Annotated in this window: 16 protein-coding genes; 1 reads left to right on the plus strand and 15 read right to left on the minus strand. The window is 47.6% G+C overall.

All coding sequences use genetic code 11. The features are described from left to right. Window positions 1-29: 29 nt before the first annotated feature. The 6 genes from ndk to surE all read right to left on the minus strand — a co-directional run bounded on the left by ndk (window position 30) and on the right by surE (window position 5,910). Window positions 30-455 (minus strand): nucleoside-diphosphate kinase, encoded by a 426-nt coding sequence (gene ndk, locus ACO0K2_RS11060; protein WP_422995788.1) that lies wholly within the window; start codon window positions 453-455, stop codon window positions 30-32. A 153-nt stretch (window positions 456-608) separates the two neighbouring features. Then, complete coding sequence (gene rlmD / locus ACO0K2_RS11065) at window positions 609-1,943, minus strand: 23S rRNA (uracil(1939)-C(5))-methyltransferase RlmD (RefSeq protein WP_423018692.1); 1,335 nt, start codon at window positions 1,941-1,943, stop codon at window positions 609-611. 112 nt (window positions 1,944-2,055) lie between these two features. Next, window positions 2,056-3,114 (minus strand): RNA polymerase sigma factor RpoS, encoded by a 1,059-nt coding sequence (gene rpoS, locus ACO0K2_RS11070; protein WP_423018694.1) that lies wholly within the window; start codon window positions 3,112-3,114, stop codon window positions 2,056-2,058. A gap of 178 nt (window positions 3,115-3,292) precedes the next feature. Then, complete coding sequence (locus ACO0K2_RS11075) at window positions 3,293-4,246, minus strand: peptidoglycan DD-metalloendopeptidase family protein (RefSeq protein ID WP_423018696.1); 954 nt, start codon at window positions 4,244-4,246, stop codon at window positions 3,293-3,295. Between the two features lie 75 nt (window positions 4,247-4,321). Then, window positions 4,322-5,176 carry a protein-L-isoaspartate(D-aspartate) O-methyltransferase gene (locus ACO0K2_RS11080; protein WP_423018698.1) on the minus strand — a complete coding sequence of 285 codons (855 nt, stop codon included), beginning with the start codon at window positions 5,174-5,176 and terminating at the stop codon, window positions 4,322-4,324. Further along, window positions 5,173-5,910 carry a 5'/3'-nucleotidase SurE gene (gene surE, locus ACO0K2_RS11085; RefSeq protein ID WP_423018700.1) on the minus strand — a complete coding sequence of 246 codons (738 nt, stop codon included), beginning with the start codon at window positions 5,908-5,910 and terminating at the stop codon, window positions 5,173-5,175. Before surE ends, ACO0K2_RS11080 begins: the two co-directional genes overlap by 4 nt. Before the next feature lie 107 nt (window positions 5,911-6,017). Between surE and ACO0K2_RS11090 the strand changes: the two genes are divergently transcribed. Beyond that, the gene (locus ACO0K2_RS11090) at window positions 6,018-6,998 is read left to right on the plus strand and encodes an NADPH:quinone oxidoreductase family protein (protein WP_423018702.1); all 981 of its coding nucleotides are present in this window, start codon (window positions 6,018-6,020) and stop codon (window positions 6,996-6,998) included. A gap of 140 nt (window positions 6,999-7,138) precedes the next feature. Here the strand turns inward: ACO0K2_RS11090 and ACO0K2_RS11095 are convergent, their stop codons facing one another. The 9 genes from ACO0K2_RS11095 to gspL all read right to left on the minus strand — a co-directional run bounded on the left by ACO0K2_RS11095 (window position 7,139) and on the right by gspL (window position 17,294). Then, window positions 7,139-8,365: an HD-GYP domain-containing protein gene (locus ACO0K2_RS11095; protein WP_423018704.1), complete on the minus strand. Its 1,227-nt coding sequence runs from the start codon at window positions 8,363-8,365 to the stop codon at window positions 7,139-7,141. Window positions 8,366-8,464: 99 nt separating this feature from the next. Then, entirely contained in the window at window positions 8,465-9,286 is an 822-nt protein-coding gene (locus ACO0K2_RS11100) for a uracil-DNA glycosylase (protein ID WP_423018706.1), read from the minus strand. Then, on the minus strand, window positions 9,283-9,897 hold the full coding sequence (locus tag ACO0K2_RS11105) for a type II secretion system protein N (RefSeq protein WP_423018708.1): 615 nt from the start codon (window positions 9,895-9,897) through the stop codon (window positions 9,283-9,285). Before ACO0K2_RS11105 ends, ACO0K2_RS11100 begins: the two co-directional genes overlap by 4 nt. 11 nt (window positions 9,898-9,908) lie before the next feature. Next, window positions 9,909-11,129, minus strand: coding sequence for a type II secretion system inner membrane protein GspF (gene gspF / locus ACO0K2_RS11110; protein WP_423018710.1), 1,221 nt, complete (start codon window positions 11,127-11,129; stop codon window positions 9,909-9,911). 4 nt (window positions 11,130-11,133) lie between these two features. Next, window positions 11,134-12,564, minus strand: a complete 1,431-nt coding sequence (gspE, locus tag ACO0K2_RS11115; protein WP_423018712.1) for a type II secretion system ATPase GspE — start codon at window positions 12,562-12,564, stop codon at window positions 11,134-11,136. A gap of 3 nt (window positions 12,565-12,567) precedes the next feature. Then, window positions 12,568-14,709: a type II secretion system secretin GspD gene (gene gspD / locus ACO0K2_RS11120; RefSeq protein ID WP_423018714.1), complete on the minus strand. Its 2,142-nt coding sequence runs from the start codon at window positions 14,707-14,709 to the stop codon at window positions 12,568-12,570. Window positions 14,710-14,738: 29 nt separating this feature from the next. Then, window positions 14,739-15,527 (minus strand): type II secretion system protein N, encoded by a 789-nt coding sequence (locus ACO0K2_RS11125; protein WP_423018716.1) that lies wholly within the window; start codon window positions 15,525-15,527, stop codon window positions 14,739-14,741. A 1-nt stretch (window position 15,528) separates the two neighbouring features. Next, a complete protein-coding gene (gspM, locus tag ACO0K2_RS11130; protein ID WP_423018718.1) occupies window positions 15,529-16,044 on the minus strand; it encodes a type II secretion system protein GspM in 516 nt (171 codons plus the stop codon). Then, window positions 16,041-17,294, minus strand: coding sequence for a type II secretion system protein GspL (gene gspL / locus ACO0K2_RS11135; protein ID WP_423018720.1), 1,254 nt, complete (start codon window positions 17,292-17,294; stop codon window positions 16,041-16,043). The genes gspM and gspL overlap by 4 nt, the downstream gene beginning before the upstream one ends. Between the last annotated feature and the right edge of the window lie 6 nt (window positions 17,295-17,300).

The following is a 17,300-nucleotide window of genomic DNA, read 5'->3' on the forward strand; positions in this document are numbered from 1 at the left end:
TTATTACCTTAATTACAACCCGAAGCAAATTAACGTGAATAAACGTTCAATGCTGGGAAGAAGTAAGCGATTTCAACTGCAGCAGTTTCAGCAGCGTCAGAGCCGTGAACAGCGTTTGCATCGATAGATTCAGCGAAATCTGCACGGATTGTGCCTTTTTCTGCCTTCTTCGGATCAGTTGCGCCCATCAGATCGCGGTTTTTCAAAATCGCGCCTTCGCCTTCCAACACTTGTACGAATACTGGACCAGAGATCATGAAATCAACCAGATCTTTGAAGAATGGGCGTGCTGCGTGAACAGCGTAGAAGCCTTCAGCTTCAGCGCGGGACAATTGTGTCAAGCGAGCAGCAACAACTTTCAAACCAGCAGTTTCAAAACGGCTGACAATTTGACCAATCACGTTTTTTGCAACTGCGTCAGGTTTGATAATAGATAATGTACGTTCGATAGCCATCTAAAAACTCCAATAAAAAGAAAGGGTTAAGACAAAAACTCAAGAATTCATCTAACCCTAGATTTTAGCATGAAACACATAGCACAACATGTCTTTAAAGAAAGACATGAAAAATTGCATGCATTTTTCCGCTGTGCAACAAATCAAAATAAATCAAATCAAATCAAAAACAGCCATCGACTCGACATGGGACGTATGCGGGAACATGTTAACAACACCAGCATAACTTAAGCGATAACCAGCGTGATGCACCAAAATCCCAGCATCGCGCGCCAGTGTTGAAGGACTACAAGAAACATATACCAACCGCTTAGGCTTCAAGTCTGGGGATAATTGCGTAAGATCAGCCAACGCCTGACAAACAGCCGCAGCTCCATCACGAGGCGGATCAATCAAGAAGCGATCAAATTTACCCAGCTTTACAAAGTCTTCTGCCGTCACTTCAAACAAATTTCTCGTACTAAACGATGTTTTCTCTGACAATCCATTGTGCACAGCATTTTCTAATGCACGATCAGTCAGCGTCGAGCTCCCCTCAATCCCGACAACTTCTTTGGCCATAGTCGCAATTGGCAATGTGAAATTACCCAAACCACAGAATAAATCAGCAATCCGCTCGTCTTTTTGCGCATCGAGCAAACGTAATGCCTTAGCAACGAGAACGCGGTTGATGTGGTGATTGACCTGCGTAAAGTCAGTGGGTTTGAATGGCATTTTTACACTAAACTCAGGGAGCAAATAGTGCAAATCGCTGGTCGCTGGATAATAGGGCTCAGCCGTATCCGGGCCCTTCGTTTGCAACCACCATTGCACCTGATGCTTATCAGCAAACGCCTTTAATTTCAGCTCATCACCCGAACTCAATGGCGCCATGATTCGCAGAACCATCGCTGTCACACCTTCACCGATAGCCAATTCGATTTGCGGCAGATGTTCAATAATGGATAGCGAGGCAATCAGTTCACGCAACGGCATTAACATTGCAGAAACATGCGGAGGCAAAATTTTGCACGTTTCCATATTGGCAACGTAACGTGATTTTTTCTCGTGAAAACCAACTAAGACGACGCCTTTCTTAATGACATGACGCACAGACAAGCGCGCACGATAGCGATAACCCCACGTCGGACCATAAATGGGGCGCATCATGGTCTCCGCCTTGACTTTACCAATGTGCCATAAGTTATCCTCTAACACACGCTGCTTCATCGCAACTTGCGCATCAGGTTCGAGATGCTGCATCGAACAACCACCACAGGTTCCAAAAAATTCACATTTCGGCTCTACGCGTTGAGACGACGTTCTGTGCACCTCAGATAACGTTGCTACCTCCCAACTTGCTTTTTTCTTGTAGGAACTAAACGTGACAAGCTCCCCTGGGAGAGCGCCTTCCACAAAGACGACCTTACCTTGGCTACCATCTTCATTTTGCAAATGGCCGACACCACGTGCGTCCATATCGAAAGAACGTATTTCTATTTTATTCATGGGGAATTCGGCAACAAGCGAAGTTGCGCTACTTAAAAGAAAAATTCAAAACCGGAATTATAAAAGAATTGAAGCGCCTACCCGAGCAATTCTCGAAAAAGTAGGCACCTAATTAAATGAGGGAGTCCCTACCAACACCGCGCGACAGAAAAGAGCGCTTCAATTTAACCAACGCCTCCTGCTGAATTTGACGCACCCTCTCCCGAGTGATCCCCATTTCATCAGCAAGGGTCTCTAAGGTTGCTGGATCGTCGTTATCCAACCCAAATCGGCGGGTAACAACAATACGCTGCTTGTCCGGCAATTTTGATAACCAGTCTCGCACTAAGACCGTCATCTCATGATGCTCTGCGCGCGCATCCGGACCATCATCACTATCGCCCGGCAACATATCCATCAAGCTGGATTGCGGATCATTATCGAGCGGCGTGTCTAATGACGTTGCATGTTCGGATAAGGCGAGAATATCCTGCACCTCATCCACCGGACGATCAACCAGCAGAGCGATATCTTCGATGTTCGCATCCCTACCATCTCGACGCTGTGATTCGAGGTGATATTTCGCCCGGAGAATCTGATTCAACTCTCTCACCATATGAACAGGGAGACGAATGGTGCGTGCCTGATTCATGATAGCGCGCTCGATACTCTGGCGTATCCACCATGTCGCATAGGTAGAAAAACGGAAGCCACGCTCAGGTTCAAACTTATCGATTGCGTGCATTAAACCGAGATTTCCCTCTTCGATCATATCTAACAGGGCAACACCACGGTTAATGTAATGCTTAGCAATTGACACAACGAGTCGCAAGTTGTGTTCAATCATTTTTTGACGCGCTTCAAAGTTACCTTGCTTCGCTAACGTGGCGAAGTGCAACTCTTCTTTGGAATCGAACAGTGGGCGAGTGCCGATTTGATTAAGATAATATTGCGTCGTATCTGTTGACAGCTCCGCCGCCAATACATTTTTCAACTCATCAATTGGCGCGACGATCAGCGATACCGGATCTACAGCCTGCGCGCCATCGTCCTCACCCTCAATGCTGACAGGGTCGACCACGCCATTCACATCGATGTTGTCGTCCCCCGCCTCAGCGCCATCCAACGCCGATGATTCAGCATCACCGAGGGGAGGAACGTCTAACTTTTGGTTGAAGCCGTTTTTTTGCATAGTTCGGTCTGGTGTGAAAATTCAAAATGTTTTTAAACCCAAAGGCCTCAAAGCGCATTAATCACCGTTATTCACCTACACATACTTCGCTTTATATTACAGGTATTATTAAATTAATGCCAACATTTCACAAAATTTATCGTCCAGCAGCACCGATTTCAGACAGCCGCCAAAAACACTAGCGCGGAGGCAAATACTTCATCGGATCAACAGGCTTTCCTTGCAAACGTATTTCGAAATGTAGCTTCACACTATCGCTATCGGAATTACCCATTTCGGCAATTTTTTGTCCCTTTGCGATTGTCTGTCCATCTTTGACGAGAATCGTTTTACTGTGCGCGTAAGCAGAAAGAAGCGTAGGACTATGCTTGATGATCACTAAGTTACCGTAACCGCGAATACCACTGCCAACATACATCACTTTACCCGCACCTGCTGCCAGAATGTCTTGTCCCATTTTCCCAGACAAATCCAGTCCTTTGTTCTTCGCTTCATCAAACCCAGCAATGACTTTGCCATCGGTTGGCCACATCCAATCTACAACGTCTACGTCAACGCTAGGTTTCTCTGCGGGCTTATCCATCGGTTTGGCTGGTACAACCGCATCACCTTTGGACACTACCGTTCCAGCAATCTCCGGTTTCTGAAGCTCAGCGAGGGCGCTTTCAGAATAAGTTTTTTTATCCCCCTTCGGTGCGTTTTTATTGAGCGATGAATTCGCAGTCAAAGGCTTTACTTCTACTCCCGAATTTGAGGAAAGAGCAATCGTCTGAACACCTTGAGTACCTGTCCCAACGGCGTCAGGAGGAACGACACGCAATACCTGATCGACTTTGATGTCGTTAGGATTTTTTAAATTATTCCACGCAACAAGATCACTGTAACTTTGACCATGGTCTAGCGCAATACGATACAAGGTATCACCGCGCTTCACAACGTAGCTACCTTTGGCGTTCTCCGGCGCTTTAATAACGGGCTTTGCCACCGGCGAGACAGGCACCACCTCGGTCGAGACAGGTACAGGACCACGCTCAACCACCGGCGCCTTGTTAGGCGTTGTGCTGCAGGCCGACAACAACAGACCGATGCAACCAACCGTACTCAACTTTTCCACGTAATTTATTTTTTTCATTCTCATTACAAAAACACCAGTAATTTGCAGCTCTAACTACGCTATAGATAAAACAATCGACATCTTTCGATAGTGTCAAATGACACCTGAATGTAACGGGACAAAATGACAATTTTCAACGACGGAGCTCTTCCATTCGACATCCGATAGACGCTCAACCAATTGCAACACCTGATTTCGACCACCAACGGGGGCAATTAAACGCCCGCCCACTTTCAGCTGCATTAAGAGCGCTTGCGGCACTTCCATCCCAGCGGCAGCCAGTATGATACCGTCAAACGGTGCAACCTGAGGCATCCCTAGCATACCGTCACCATAATGAAGACGAATATTGGCGATGCGCATTGGCCGCAAGTTATTTTTTGCGAGTTCATGCAACGCTTTAATACGTTCGATGGAATACACATCAGTCGCAATAAGCGACAGGACGGCGGCCTGATAACCACACCCCGTCCCAATCTCCAATACATTATCTAACTTCGCACCCTGACGAAGAATTTCTAACATCCTTGCCACAATGTAGGGCTGCGAGATTGTTTGGTGGTGTCCGATCGGCAAAGATGCGTCGATATAGGCCTGACTCTCAAGTCCAGAATCTAAAAACAAATGTCTTGGCACTGCCCGCATCGCCTCAAGTACGATCGGGTCTTTCACACCTTGCTGGGCGATCCTAGCAACCATTGCGCGACGAACTGCCTCAGAAACAAGTGGGCTCTCATTCGTGTTGACGACCGGAGTTTTTTGCTCTTTGACAGGATTCCATGCCGATACAGGGTGAGGCCGTGATAAGCCCGATGCATCGCGCCCCAGATTCTGCATCGCCGTCTGAGTAGACGCACTTGCCGTTCCTAACCCTCTTCCGCCACTCTCTTTACGTTCAACAACCGAGGACAACGAGAGTGGGAATCGCTTCTCTTTCGGCGCTGTCATTTGAACGGCATGTCGAGCATGTCCAAATGATGATGGTTAGTCAAATCGATTTGCAACGGCGTCACAGAAACAAAACCCCTTGAGGTAGCATCAAAATCTGTACCTTCCCCACCATCACGGACCGCACCAGGAGGACCGATCCAATAAATATCGCGCCCATGTGGATCACGCATTGAAATCACGGGCTCAGACGAGTGACGCTTACCAAGCCGCGCCTTCCTCACACCTTGAATCTCATCCAATGGAAGATTAGGAATATTAACATTGAGTAAGAATGGCCGAGGCAACTGAGGGAAACCATGTTTTACCATATCCGCAGCGATTTTAGCTGCAGTATCAAGATGCTCCCATCCTTTATTCACCTGCGAAAAAGCGATGGCTGGCACTCCGAATAAAAAACCTTCGGTTGCAGCGGCAACAGTACCAGAATAGAGGGTGTCATCGCCCATATTCTGCCCTTGATTAATGCCGGAAACGACCAAATCCGGCGCTTCCTTAAGGATCGAAGTCAGTGCAATGTGCACACAATCAGACGGTGTGCCATTCACGAAATAAAATCCATTCTCCGCACGTTGAACTGACAATGGACGATCCAATGTCAGCGCGTTAGACGCACCAGAGCGATTGCTATCCGGAGCTACCACGGTCACATCAGCAAAAGTAGCGAGCACGCGGGCGAGCGCCACAATTCCGGGAGCGAGATATCCGTCATCATTACTAATTAAGATTTTCATAATCCACATTCTAACCGAAGCACAAAAACAATTTTCTACCGATGTGACTTTTTTACGGCATAATAAAAATAAACGATCGTTCTATTTTTTAACACGGAGACTACAAAATGAAAGCTGCAGTTTGCAAGGCATGGGGTATCCCCGATACCCTGGAAATAATGGAATTGCCAGAGTTAACTCCTGGACCTGGGCAGGTTGGCATTCAAGTAAAAGCTGCAGGTGTTAATTTTCCTGATGTACTCATCATACAGAACAAGTATCAGTTTAAGCCTGAACTTCCTTTTTCTCCCGGTAGCGAACTATCCGGAGAAGTCTTTGCTGTTGGCGAAGGAGTAACACACCTAAAACAAGGCGATAAGGTGATCGCATTTATCGGTCATGGCGCTTTCGCACAACAAGTTGTCGCACCAGCATCAGCCGTCATGCCAATGCCTCCGGGGATGGATTTTGACACCGCAGCAGCAATCACTCTTACCTACGGCACTTCCCATCACGCCATTGTCGATCGCGCACAACTGAAAGCCGGTGAGACGATGCTGGTCTTGGGGGCTGCTGGCGGTGTAGGTCTGGCAGCCATTGAAATTGGCAAGGCACTTGGCGCAAAGGTTATTGCAGCTGCATCCACTGATGAAAAGCTAGAAATTTGTCGGCAACATGGCGCTGACGTGTTAATTAACTACAGTTCAGCGGATTTGCGTGAGGCCATTAAAACGGCCACCGACGGCAAAGGTCCAGACGTCATTTACGATCCTGTTGGTGGCATTTATGCCGAACCTGCGTTTAGATCGATTGCGTGGCGCGGTCGCTATTTAGTTGTTGGTTTTGCCAACGGCGATATTCCTAAACTCCCCCTCAATTTGATGTTATTGAAAGGCGCTTCGTTAGTCGGCGTTTTCTGGGGTGAGTTTGCCAAACGCGAACCCAAAAACAATCTCGCTGCGATGAAGGAATTATTAGGCTGGCTTCATGCAGGAAAAATTAAGCCACACATTTCGAAAACGTATGCACTATCGGAAACCGCGTCTGCATTAAATGATTTAGCGGCACGAAAAGTGACAGGGAAAATAGTGATTCATCCTGAGAGATAAAAAAATAATAGAGATTAGATAAAACAACAGCTTATAAAAAAACTCCACCATGTAAAGGTGGAGTTTTTTGTTTATTCTTGCCATCAGCGATCATCGATCAAATCAACAAACGAAGCTCTGTCTGAAACAGACTTGCATCTTCAGAATGGTGCGGCGTCCCCTAACCAGTACTGGTTAATATTTTTCAAGCCCCACTTACCAGCATCTTCACGATTAGCAATACGATCCTGCAACCCAGGTCCAGAAAGATCAAGTAATTCTGGTGCGATGTAGGCCATTGACTTGATGGAGAAAAACACCCTGACCTTTGGCGCTAACAATGATTTACCTACTTGCTGTTCAACAACGACGCCTAAACGACCTGATTCAAGTCGAACCAAGGTTCCAACGGGGTAAATCCCAATACTTTTAACAAAGGCCTGAAATATTTTTTCATCAAAGTGTCCCTTGCTCCATTCGGCCATTTTCCGAATCGACTCTGCTGGACACCAACCTTGTTTGTAAGGTCGATTTGAAGTGATCGCATCGTAGACATCGCACACAGCCCCCATTCGCGCAAGCAAACTAATTTGCTCGCCCTTGAGGCCTTTGGGATACCCTGTCCCATCCATTTTTTCGTGGTGATGAAGGCAAACATCAAGCGCGACAGGACTGACACCTTCTGACCCCAGAAGCATTTTGTAACCTGCTGTGGGATGCTCTTTGACAGACACAAATTCATCATCGGTCAACTTACCTGGTTTATTCAATATTTCGCCAGGAATCATCATTTTACCGATATCGTGAAGCAGCCCTGCAAGACCAGCCTCTCTCGTTTGCTCATCGGACAACCCTAACTGCTTTGCGAGCGATACCATCAACGCACAGACAGCGATGGAATGCATGTAGGTATAGTCATCTTTGGTTTTAAGACGTGCCAAGCCGATCAGCGCACCTGGATTGCGCATCACGGAGTCAGCTATTTCTTCAACCATTTCTTTGGCATTACCAACGTCAACCGCTTTGCCCATACGTGCTTCCGAAAACATCGAAAACACCGCTTCTTTTGACTTGGTGACGATTTGTGACGCACGTCCCAACTCTTCGCCCATCGAAACGGGGGCTACTGTGCGAGCGATGGCTGGCTTCGGCACAGGAAGCTCAGGTGCTGGCGCCACAGGTGTCTTTTCAGGCTCTTGATAAACGTCAAGACCCTTGCTTGTATCGATCCACGCTTCTTTTATTTTTGTTTTTTGAATTTCCAATAACTCGTTTTGCTCTGATAACAAGAACGATTTTTTCCAGAATGGCGTATCTATCCAAGAACCACACAGTTCTTGAACATACATTCCAAGTCTTAATTGCGAAATTTCAATTTTTTTTAGCATAAACTACTTAAGCACTGTTCTGTTGAGCGGCGTAACACTTACGCAATATCGTAATTATTCTACAAAGATCTCAACTAAGCCATCTAAAGTACATGCATTCTAACAAAATTTTTCTTTCGAGAAATTTTTAAGCAATTTCATTGGAGCAAATAAGGCTTGCATCTGACGATTTTTGATAAAACTCAGGTTATACGGATGTTCAGCGATAATTTTCGGCAGCATCGCGACTTCTTGGAGGTGGTTCAATGACTCAGCAATTTTGCCCCAAAGAATCAACGCAGGCATTGATCCATCTAAAACGGCATGATGCTGATGTAACGCTAGACAAATTTGTCGAAAAAACAACTGCCATGAACGACCGTCTTTGACAGGCGCAACATGCGTTCTAAACACCAATGATGCGTTGAGAAGCAAGAAACCTTGGCGATAAAGGTTTTGCTCCATCTCGGACAAGGTTTGAATATATCCAGAATCCGCACGCACGGCATGCACAGCAACCTGCTCCATCGCCACGCCTGCTGTGCTGTCTTCACTGAGCGTTCCTTCAGCAACGAGGAGCATTTTGATGAAATTGCGCAATGACGTTGCACGATTCACGCGTTTTGAAAGACCCTTGCCGTCACTGGACCATATTTGATCGACTGCCCCATCCATAAAACAAACACCCGTCGCACTTTCCTCCCGCGGATAAGGCCCCTCTCCTACCAGCACATATTTCACTTGATCAATCGGCAATGCGAATGCAGCAAACAAACGACCGTTTGTTGGTAAAAAATCCGCTGCACATAACTGTTCGAAGTAAGCAGGGGCAGCATCATGCATTGCCTTAAGCCCTGCAATGATTGCATCAAGCCAAGATGGATGCACCAACGCTAAGCCTTGCTTGACGGCGACAGGCAAAAAACCAATATCGGGTCTCATTTCTCGGCAGGAGGTGTAGTTTGTGGCGTGGGTGTCGGCGCAAAAACTGGCACAGCAATTGGCACGTTCTGCGCTGGAGGCACATTGGTCACAGGAGCACCTGCAGGATTGGGACGCGGCGGAAATGCGACGGGTGCCACAGGGGATGCTGGCGTAACCTGCGGCAATTCAGTACCGATACCACGAACACTTGTTGCACCGTTAGTGAGGGGTGCATTTTCCGGCAATGATACCCTCCGCATCACACCTGCTTCTGAAATCATCACATAGTTGTCATGAATCTCTTTCAGAACAACGCCAGGTGCGATTTCCGTATTAAGTGCAATCGTCTGCGCCGGCTTACCGGTTGGCATCATGATTGCAAGACTCTCATCATTTTTTTTCGCAATGATAATGCCCTTCAGGTCATAATTACTCGCAGTCACCTGCGCTACCTGTGCCCCACCAAACAGGCTCCCCCATTGACCAGCACCCGGTTCAACACTTCCCTTCAAAGGCGCATCTGCAACCCGACGGTTCATGGGCTTAAAGAGGTGGATTCCCCAAAAACTCAGCGAACTGCAAAGGATAATGAATGCTACAAAACTGCAAAATAAAGGTAATCGCTTCATTTTCTTTCCTGTCAGCGTACCAGCTGATTAATTTCAATAATTGGCATAAGCACGGCCAAAACGATCAACAGAACAACGCCACCCATCGCCAGAATCAATACAGGTTCAAGTAAGCCAGCAATCGTCAAGGCGCGACGTTCCAGATCCTGCTCCTGAGCACTCGATGCTCTTTCAAGCATGGCAGGCAATTCACCGGTAACTTCCCCTGCTCTGATCATGTGAATGAGCATTGGCGGAAAATGCTTATGCGCAGCCAGCGCGCGGGCAAGTCCTACCCCTTCGCGTACACTCGCTGTAGCATCTTCGACTTGCTCACGCATCGCAACGTTCGACAAGGTCTCTCGACTTGTCTGTAATGCCCGCAAAATAGGCACACCAGATCCCGTCGTAATCGCGAGGGTACTCGCAAATCGTGCGGTATTGAGACTGCGTTCAAACTTTCCGTAGACGGGTGCAGTAAGCAACCATCGATGCCATCGCATTTTAATCTCTGGTTTCTTTAATGCTGCACGCCATGCCGTGAACCCAATAGCGAACAATAAGGCAACCAACCATCCCTCATTGCGCACAAAATCGGATATCGCCAACATCATGACCGTCAAGAACGGTAGTTTTTGTTTCGTATTTGCAAAGACAGAAACAATTTGCGGCACCACATACGTCAACAGAAAAATGACGATCGCAAAAGCAACTACGGTGACAATCGCTGGATAGGTAAAGGCAAGCTTCACCTTCTGCACGAGGGCGTTTCGACGTTCAATATAATCTGCCAATCTCGATAAGACCCGAGACAAATGACCAATTTGCTCACCAGATGCCACAAGCGCGCAGTAGATATCGGCGAAATCATTGGGATGCTGCTTTAACGCGTCTGATAGTGCTGCACCAGCGATCACTTCAGAACGGATTGAAGCAATGATATCCCGAATAAACGTGCGCTCGGATTGCTCCAATAATGCCGACAAAGACTGCTCTAATGGTAAGCCTGCCTCCAGCAAACTGGCTAACTGCCGAGTAAATAAAGCAAGCTCTACGCTCGATAGGCGCTCGGCAAAAAACGGCCGCTTTTTTGCCCCATCCGCATCGTACTGGTTACGAATCGACTCCACGCTGACTGGCACCAAGCCTTGCGAACGTAACTCACTACGAGCTGCTCGTGCACTGTCTGCATTAAGCACGCCCTTACTGGTCACACCCTCGGCACTGACAGCCTCATATCGAAATGCTGGCACAGTTCTATTCCTTAGTTACACGCAGAACTTCTTCTTGCGTAGTGACGCCACTTCTAATCCAACGTTCACCGTCTTCGCGCATCGTTAGCATGCCATTTTTCTGTGCTGCTAATCGAATCTCTGCTTCGGACGCCTCTTGATGAATCTGCGCACGGATTTCATCCGTCGTTTGCAATAATTCATACACACCCAGTCGCCCTTGATAACCAGTGTGTCCACAATGATCACAACCAACTGCGTGCCAACGACCTGCTTCTTCCACGCGACAATGTGTACATAATTTACGAACCAACCGCTGTGCAACCACGCCAAGTAAGGACGACGATAGCAAGAATGGCTCAATCCCCATATCCAGCAAACGTGTGACGGCGGCAGATGAGTCATTGGTGTGCAAGGTGGCAAGCACCAAGTGCCCAGTCAACGAAGCCTGAACCGCAATTTGCGCGGTTTCGAGGTCCCGGATCTCACCGATCATAATCACATCAGGATCTTGACGTAAAATCGCCCGCAATGCCTTTGCGAATGTCATATCGATACGCGCATTGACTTGGGTCTGACCGATGCCTGCGAGTTCATATTCAATTGGGTCTTCGACGGTGAGGATATTTGTCGTCCCTGCATTCAACCTTGAAAGCGCAGCGTACAAAGTCGTCGTTTTACCAGATCCAGTCGGTCCCGTTACCAGCACGATACCGTGGGGCTGGGAGATTAATTTATCAAAGCTATGAAGCACCTCATCACTCATCCCGAGATTACTCAGATTCAGATGTCCCGCTTCTTTGTCTAATAAACGCAATACAGCCCGTTCACCATGACCAGTCGGTAGTGTCGACACACGCACATCAACAGGCTTACCGCCGATACGTAGTGTAATCCGACCATCTTGTGGCAGACGTTTTTCCGCAATATCCAACTGAGACATAATTTTGATACGCGAGATCAACGACGCATGAATTGCTTTGCGTGGACGGACAACATCCCTCAACGCACCGTCAACGCGAAACCTCACGACGGAAATTTGCTCAAAAGGCTCAATATGAATGTCGGACGCACCATCGCGTAACGCTTGTGTTAATAGCGCATTGATCATACGAATCACCGGCGCATCATCCGCAGACTCTAGCAAGTCTTCAATCGCTGGCATATCCATCAATAGCTTTGCCAGATCGAGATCGGATTCCACCTCACCAACCACATCAGCAGCATCACCGCCGGAGCCAGCATAGGCTTTCGCAATCAGTGCCTCAAGAGCGTCAGGCGTAAGCACATTCAGCTTTACTTTCCCAAACTTTCGACCAACCTCGGCGATGGCTGAGGGGGGCGTTTTTTGAGATATGGAGATCTCCACAGGAGCGTCGGGTATCGACGTATCCTTGCTCGCCAACACCAGAAAATCCCGTGCGAATCCGTACGGTAACAAACGGTTTTCTACCATGGCTTACTTACCTTCAGTCACAGTGGACTTCGACGCTGGCGATGGAATTGTCATGGGCGTTGTCATGAGCTTGCCTTTTTCCATTTCTGGTAACAACGCAGCAGCACTTCCACCTTTTGGCACAGGCATTTGTGTCCGCATGTAGTCGTATCGATCAACAGAGACGTTATTACTATCCTCTGCTGTGCGGATGACCGTAGGTCTCAAAAACACCATCAAATTTGTTTTGTTTCGGGTTGCGGTTTGGTACTTAAACAAATTTCCAATAATGGGAATATCGCCCAAACCAGTCACTTTTTCGGTGGTATCGCCAACCGTGTCAGAGATTAATCCACCTAATGCCAAGATCGCACCATCTTCGACCAGCACATTCGTCGAAATCGAACGCTGCGTTGTCGTCGGACCTGAAGAGTTGGTTGCAGAACTCGCCACAACTGACGAACTTTCCTGATAAATGGCGAGCTTCACAGTCCCACCCTCGGAAATTTGCGGTTTAATCGTCAGCTTCAAACCAACATCTTTACGCTCAATTGTTTGAAATGGGTTCACGCCGGCAGAGCCAGTGTTCGCTGAAGTCGTGAATTGACCCGTAATAAATGGCACGTTTTGACCAACAACAATCTTCGCCTCTTCATTATCCAAGGTCACCAAATTTGGCATCGATAAAATATTGGTCCCGTTTCCGCTATCGACCATATGGGCCAAAGCACCCAAACCTAATTTCCCACCAATTTGTTTAAACACACCAATCGACAAACCATTGCTTGGCAAAGTGGTGGAGGTTGTCGCTAACGTAGCAAGATTGTTTGCGCCGGTAGAAAAGATCGTTCCACCACCAATGCGATAATCGCTATTCGAATTCCCGGACAGCCCTGCCCACTGCACGCCGAAATCATTTTCTTTATCCGCATTGACTTCAATAATCAATGCTTCGATATAGACCTGCGCACGCCGCGCATCAAGTTGATCGATCACTGACCGCAAATTCTTATACACTGGTTCGCTTGCCGTAATGATCAGCGTATTCGTAGCGGCATCAGCCTGAATAAATCCTGCTGCACCGCCGGATCCTGTCGTTTTTGCTGTCGCACTTGAGGACAGGCCACTTCCACCAGCAACAGAACTATTGGCACTAATGTTGAAGCCATTTTGTGACGAACCGTTGGACGTTGAACCAGACGTTGAACTTGTATTAGACAAACCAGAACTTGTCTGCTGCTCCGAGGTATCGCCAGAAACGATTGATCGCAAGGTCTGCGCTAATTTCACGGCTTCGGCATTGCGTAAATACACAACGTGAACATTGCCCGGTAAACTTGTTGGTTGATCGAGTTTGGCAATCAGCGATTTAATAAGGTTTGCACGTGCTTGAGAAGGCGCACGCAACAACAGTGCGTTCGTTCGTGGATCCGCCATCAACACCGCGTGTCCAGCGTCGTTCGCGCCTGCCGTGTTATTTTCCGTCAGTTTCGACACCATCGCAGCGATGTCGGATGCCATTGCGTACTTGACCGGAATCACATCCAAATCAACCGTGGCGGGAACATCAAGACCAGCGATAATTTTATCGAGACGTTTTAAATTATCAGCATAATCAGTAATAACAACGGAATTATTTCCAGGATTGGCATTGATCGTGTTGTTCGGAGAAATCAAAGGACGCAATACCGTAACGATATTCGCTGCTGATTCGTAATTTAAGCGATAAATCTGGGTCGCCACCTGATCGCCCTTGACGGACTCACCGTTTTCACTCTGTACCATTTTAGTAGGACCAGGCTGCAACTTAGCGTCCGCCTCTGGAACCACTTTGTAATAGCCGTCAGCGAACACAACCGCATAGCCTTGCAGGCGGAGGGTCGACGTGAGCAGTTTAAATGCCTGATCTTTCGTTAATGGCTTTTCTGAAACGAGATTGACCTGCCCCTTCACTCGGGGATCAATAATAAAAGTCGTCCCAGTATAGTGACCGATTGCTTTTACAACAGATTCAATATCGGCACCAACAAAATTAAGATCAGCGGTGTTTTTACCAGGTGATTGCGCTAACGCCCCACTACTGATTAAACAGCCTACACTTAGCGTGAGCGCACCGGCGATAGCGGAAAACTGAAACCGTGGTTTGCTTGAGGAATTGCGGATCATAGCTGCCCTGCTTTTTAATGGAAATGTTTTCATTTGAACTCTAACGCGATTACATCCTTATCGCCGTCTTTTCGGCGCTGCCCCAGCAAATTCAACAAATTTGCCAACTTTGTTTCTTGTCCTTCTTGTGCCCACGCCTTACCAGAAAACTGGAAGCGCCCACCATTCAATGCACCTGTCCCAGTGAGCATCATTGGCCCCGTCTGCGTGACGAGATTAACATCTGCACTGTTGCCATGTAAATCAAACGACATTTTATAGCTGCCTAGCGGTCTTACCGGCGAGAGGCGCGATGCCATCTCAGATAAATCCAGTTGAAGCTGTCCCTGCCAACTCAATTGCGCGCCCTCACGGGTGAACTGCAAGTTATTCCAAGACAAATGCAAATTGCCCGATGGGCCGAGCGTATTTAATGGCGCACCCAACCCTTCTAAACGCTCTGTAGGCAAAACAATCGCCGCTGGGCTCACATGCCATTCGGAAAAATTACCCGTAATTTTGAATGGTACCGAAAGCGCCTGCGCATTTTGCAATTCGAGATCCAACTGTGCCAGCAAAATCAAAGGCGATATTTTCCAAGAAAATCTTCCTGGAAACAAAGGCGTTACGGGGTCATTTACTCCAGCAGCAACACCAACAAACGCCGAACCGTTCCAAAAGGATCCTTGCACATCGCCCAAACTCAAACGCCCTTCCGTTTGACGTTCAATCAACACACCCATCCAACTTGCTGGCAAAAAACACAGTACCGTCAATACTAGGCTGAGAAACCCACCGGCAACCCACGCCATTTTCTCAGATATACTTTTCAACGCCATGTCAAAGACCACCGCGCTGCTGTTTAAGCATCAATGTCGCAGAAACCTGTCCATTTTCAGGTAAAGCAATCAACCGTGCTTCTTCAACAGTAAGACGAGAGGCTCGCTGTGATTCCAGCAACCAATCCATAATGTTTGCATAGGCGACTGACTGTATCTGAACTCTCACAATATCATCGGTCACGCTTAAACTCTGCGCCTTGATTCCTCTTGCGGACAAGCTCGTCTCTACTAATTCTTTCGACACGGGATCAATGACTTGATTCATCCCCGACGCTAACTTGGCCTGCTGACTGCTTAATGCAGAGATTTCTGCCACCTGCTGACGCAATTCTGGTATTTGCGTCTCTAGTTTTGTCCGCCCAGTTATTGCAGGCTCAAGAAAAACCGCATAAATCACAGCAGCAAAAATAACGATGACTGCGGAGGTCAGCAGTTTTTTCTCACGCGCGTCTCGCGCATTCCAAAATACATCGAATTGCTGCTTTGTTTGCTGAAGGAATGGATATTTCATCATTTTGCCTCCGAGTGGGTAACATGAAGAACCCCATCCGATGTTGCTGTTAATTGTAAAGATTGTTCAGCCAAGGCAGACTTCAGTTGATCCATAGGCACCGTACTTAAGGACTTCACTCGCACCTCTAATCCATGCTCTTTATAATCAATAGAGATAACCGAAGCTGCACGTCCAATCACGACTCTATCCCATACCTGAGCAAACTCAGACGCCATCACAACGAAATCATCCGGCGCAAATTGGCCCGCCATTTTTTTTGCCATATTGACTTTCTGGCGCATTTGGGCGAGCGGATTGAGGATCGTGGTTTCTTTTGGAAAGCTTGTCTTGTAGGTTTGTATCAATACATCGTTGAGACTTTTTGCTGTTCTCTTGAGGTTAAACCACTCAAAATTCACTGCAACGATGTTCACTAACAGAATGACAAAGACAAGGCGCAAAGGCCAACGCCACATAGCCCAATCGACTGCAGGCTTGTGTATCGCTGAAATATCCGACATCAAGTCAGGCGTGAGAGCATTGATGCCACCAGTTCTTGCAGCCCAAGAAATCGCCTGTACTTGGATGCTGGAAGCCAGGTTTTGCTGGGTTATCAACGATTCATAAGCGTCTTTTTCATTTGCTGGAACGTACAAATCAATCTGATTGCCCGATGCCAGCAATTGAAGCGTCTGAACAGCGCCTTCCTGGTCGGGGGCAGCGAGATCAAATCCTAGGCCTTGAAATTGAGATTGCCTCAACGTCAAATTCGCACATTGATCACGGTTCTCAATCATTGCAGAGACATGACTCGTGTCGACCGGCATGCGTAATGCGAGTTGCGCTGGGTAAGCAGAAATTTTGCGAACAGGCCACTCCTTGACAATCATGGCTAACTGTTCGATCCACTGTCTATCCGCCACGGCAACCGTCGACATACCCTCAACAACTGCACTTGCCACTAACACTGTCTCTGATGGGTCACCCGTAATTTGTTCTTCGATCAAATTGGGCAAGGCAGCCTTAAATTTTGCAGAAGGCATCGGTGGTACTTTCACCGTCAACAAGCTCACATCTGAGGCAGAAATCAGCAGACTGAGTTGTCGCACGTCCAAAGCAAGCTTTTTCAGGTCTGAGAGTGTCTTTTGTCCCTGCTCAAGCAATTGCCCTTCAGCCGAAAGCAAAGCAAAAGGTAACGGCTGCGAAACCCATTCAGGTGTCGCTTGAATCATTCCCCTTGCGGGCATAGAAATAAAAAGTGTACTTGCCATTTTCGT

Source organism: Undibacterium sp. MH2W, assembly GCF_049340215.1.
Taxonomy (GTDB): domain Bacteria; phylum Pseudomonadota; class Gammaproteobacteria; order Burkholderiales; family Burkholderiaceae_D; genus Undibacterium.

Excerpts from the sequence above, each read along its gene's own strand:
- gspD (WP_423018714.1), bottom strand. The coding sequence starts at position 14,709 with ATGATCCGCAATTCCTCAAGCAAACCACGGTTTCAGTTTTCCGCTATC.
- gspM (WP_423018718.1), bottom strand. The coding sequence starts at position 16,044 with ATGATGAAATATCCATTCCTTCAGCAAACAAAGCAGCAATTCGATGTA.
- rlmD (WP_423018692.1), bottom strand. The coding sequence starts at position 1,943 with ATGAATAAAATAGAAATACGTTCTTTCGATATGGACGCACGTGGTGTC.
- rpoS (WP_423018694.1), bottom strand. The coding sequence starts at position 3,114 with ATGCAAAAAAACGGCTTCAACCAAAAGTTAGACGTTCCTCCCCTCGGT.
- ACO0K2_RS11100 (WP_423018706.1), bottom strand. The coding sequence starts at position 9,286 with ATGAGACCCGATATTGGTTTTTTGCCTGTCGCCGTCAAGCAAGGCTTA.
- ACO0K2_RS11080 (WP_423018698.1), bottom strand. The coding sequence starts at position 5,176 with ATGACAGCGCCGAAAGAGAAGCGATTCCCACTCTCGTTGTCCTCGGTT.
- ACO0K2_RS11125 (WP_423018716.1), bottom strand. The coding sequence starts at position 15,527 with ATGGCGTTGAAAAGTATATCTGAGAAAATGGCGTGGGTTGCCGGTGGG.
- ndk (WP_422995788.1), bottom strand. The coding sequence starts at position 455 with ATGGCTATCGAACGTACATTATCTATTATCAAACCTGACGCAGTTGCA.
- ACO0K2_RS11105 (WP_423018708.1), bottom strand. The coding sequence starts at position 9,897 with ATGAAGCGATTACCTTTATTTTGCAGTTTTGTAGCATTCATTATCCTT.
- ACO0K2_RS11075 (WP_423018696.1), bottom strand. The coding sequence starts at position 4,246 with ATGAAAAAAATAAATTACGTGGAAAAGTTGAGTACGGTTGGTTGCATC.
- gspL (WP_423018720.1), bottom strand. The coding sequence starts at position 17,294 with ATGGCAAGTACACTTTTTATTTCTATGCCCGCAAGGGGAATGATTCAA.
- gspE (WP_423018712.1), bottom strand. The coding sequence starts at position 12,564 with ATGGTAGAAAACCGTTTGTTACCGTACGGATTCGCACGGGATTTTCTG.
- ACO0K2_RS11090 (WP_423018702.1), top strand. The coding sequence starts at position 6,018 with ATGAAAGCTGCAGTTTGCAAGGCATGGGGTATCCCCGATACCCTGGAA.
- ACO0K2_RS11095 (WP_423018704.1), bottom strand. The coding sequence starts at position 8,365 with ATGCTAAAAAAAATTGAAATTTCGCAATTAAGACTTGGAATGTATGTT.
- surE (WP_423018700.1), bottom strand. The coding sequence starts at position 5,910 with ATGAAAATCTTAATTAGTAATGATGACGGATATCTCGCTCCCGGAATT.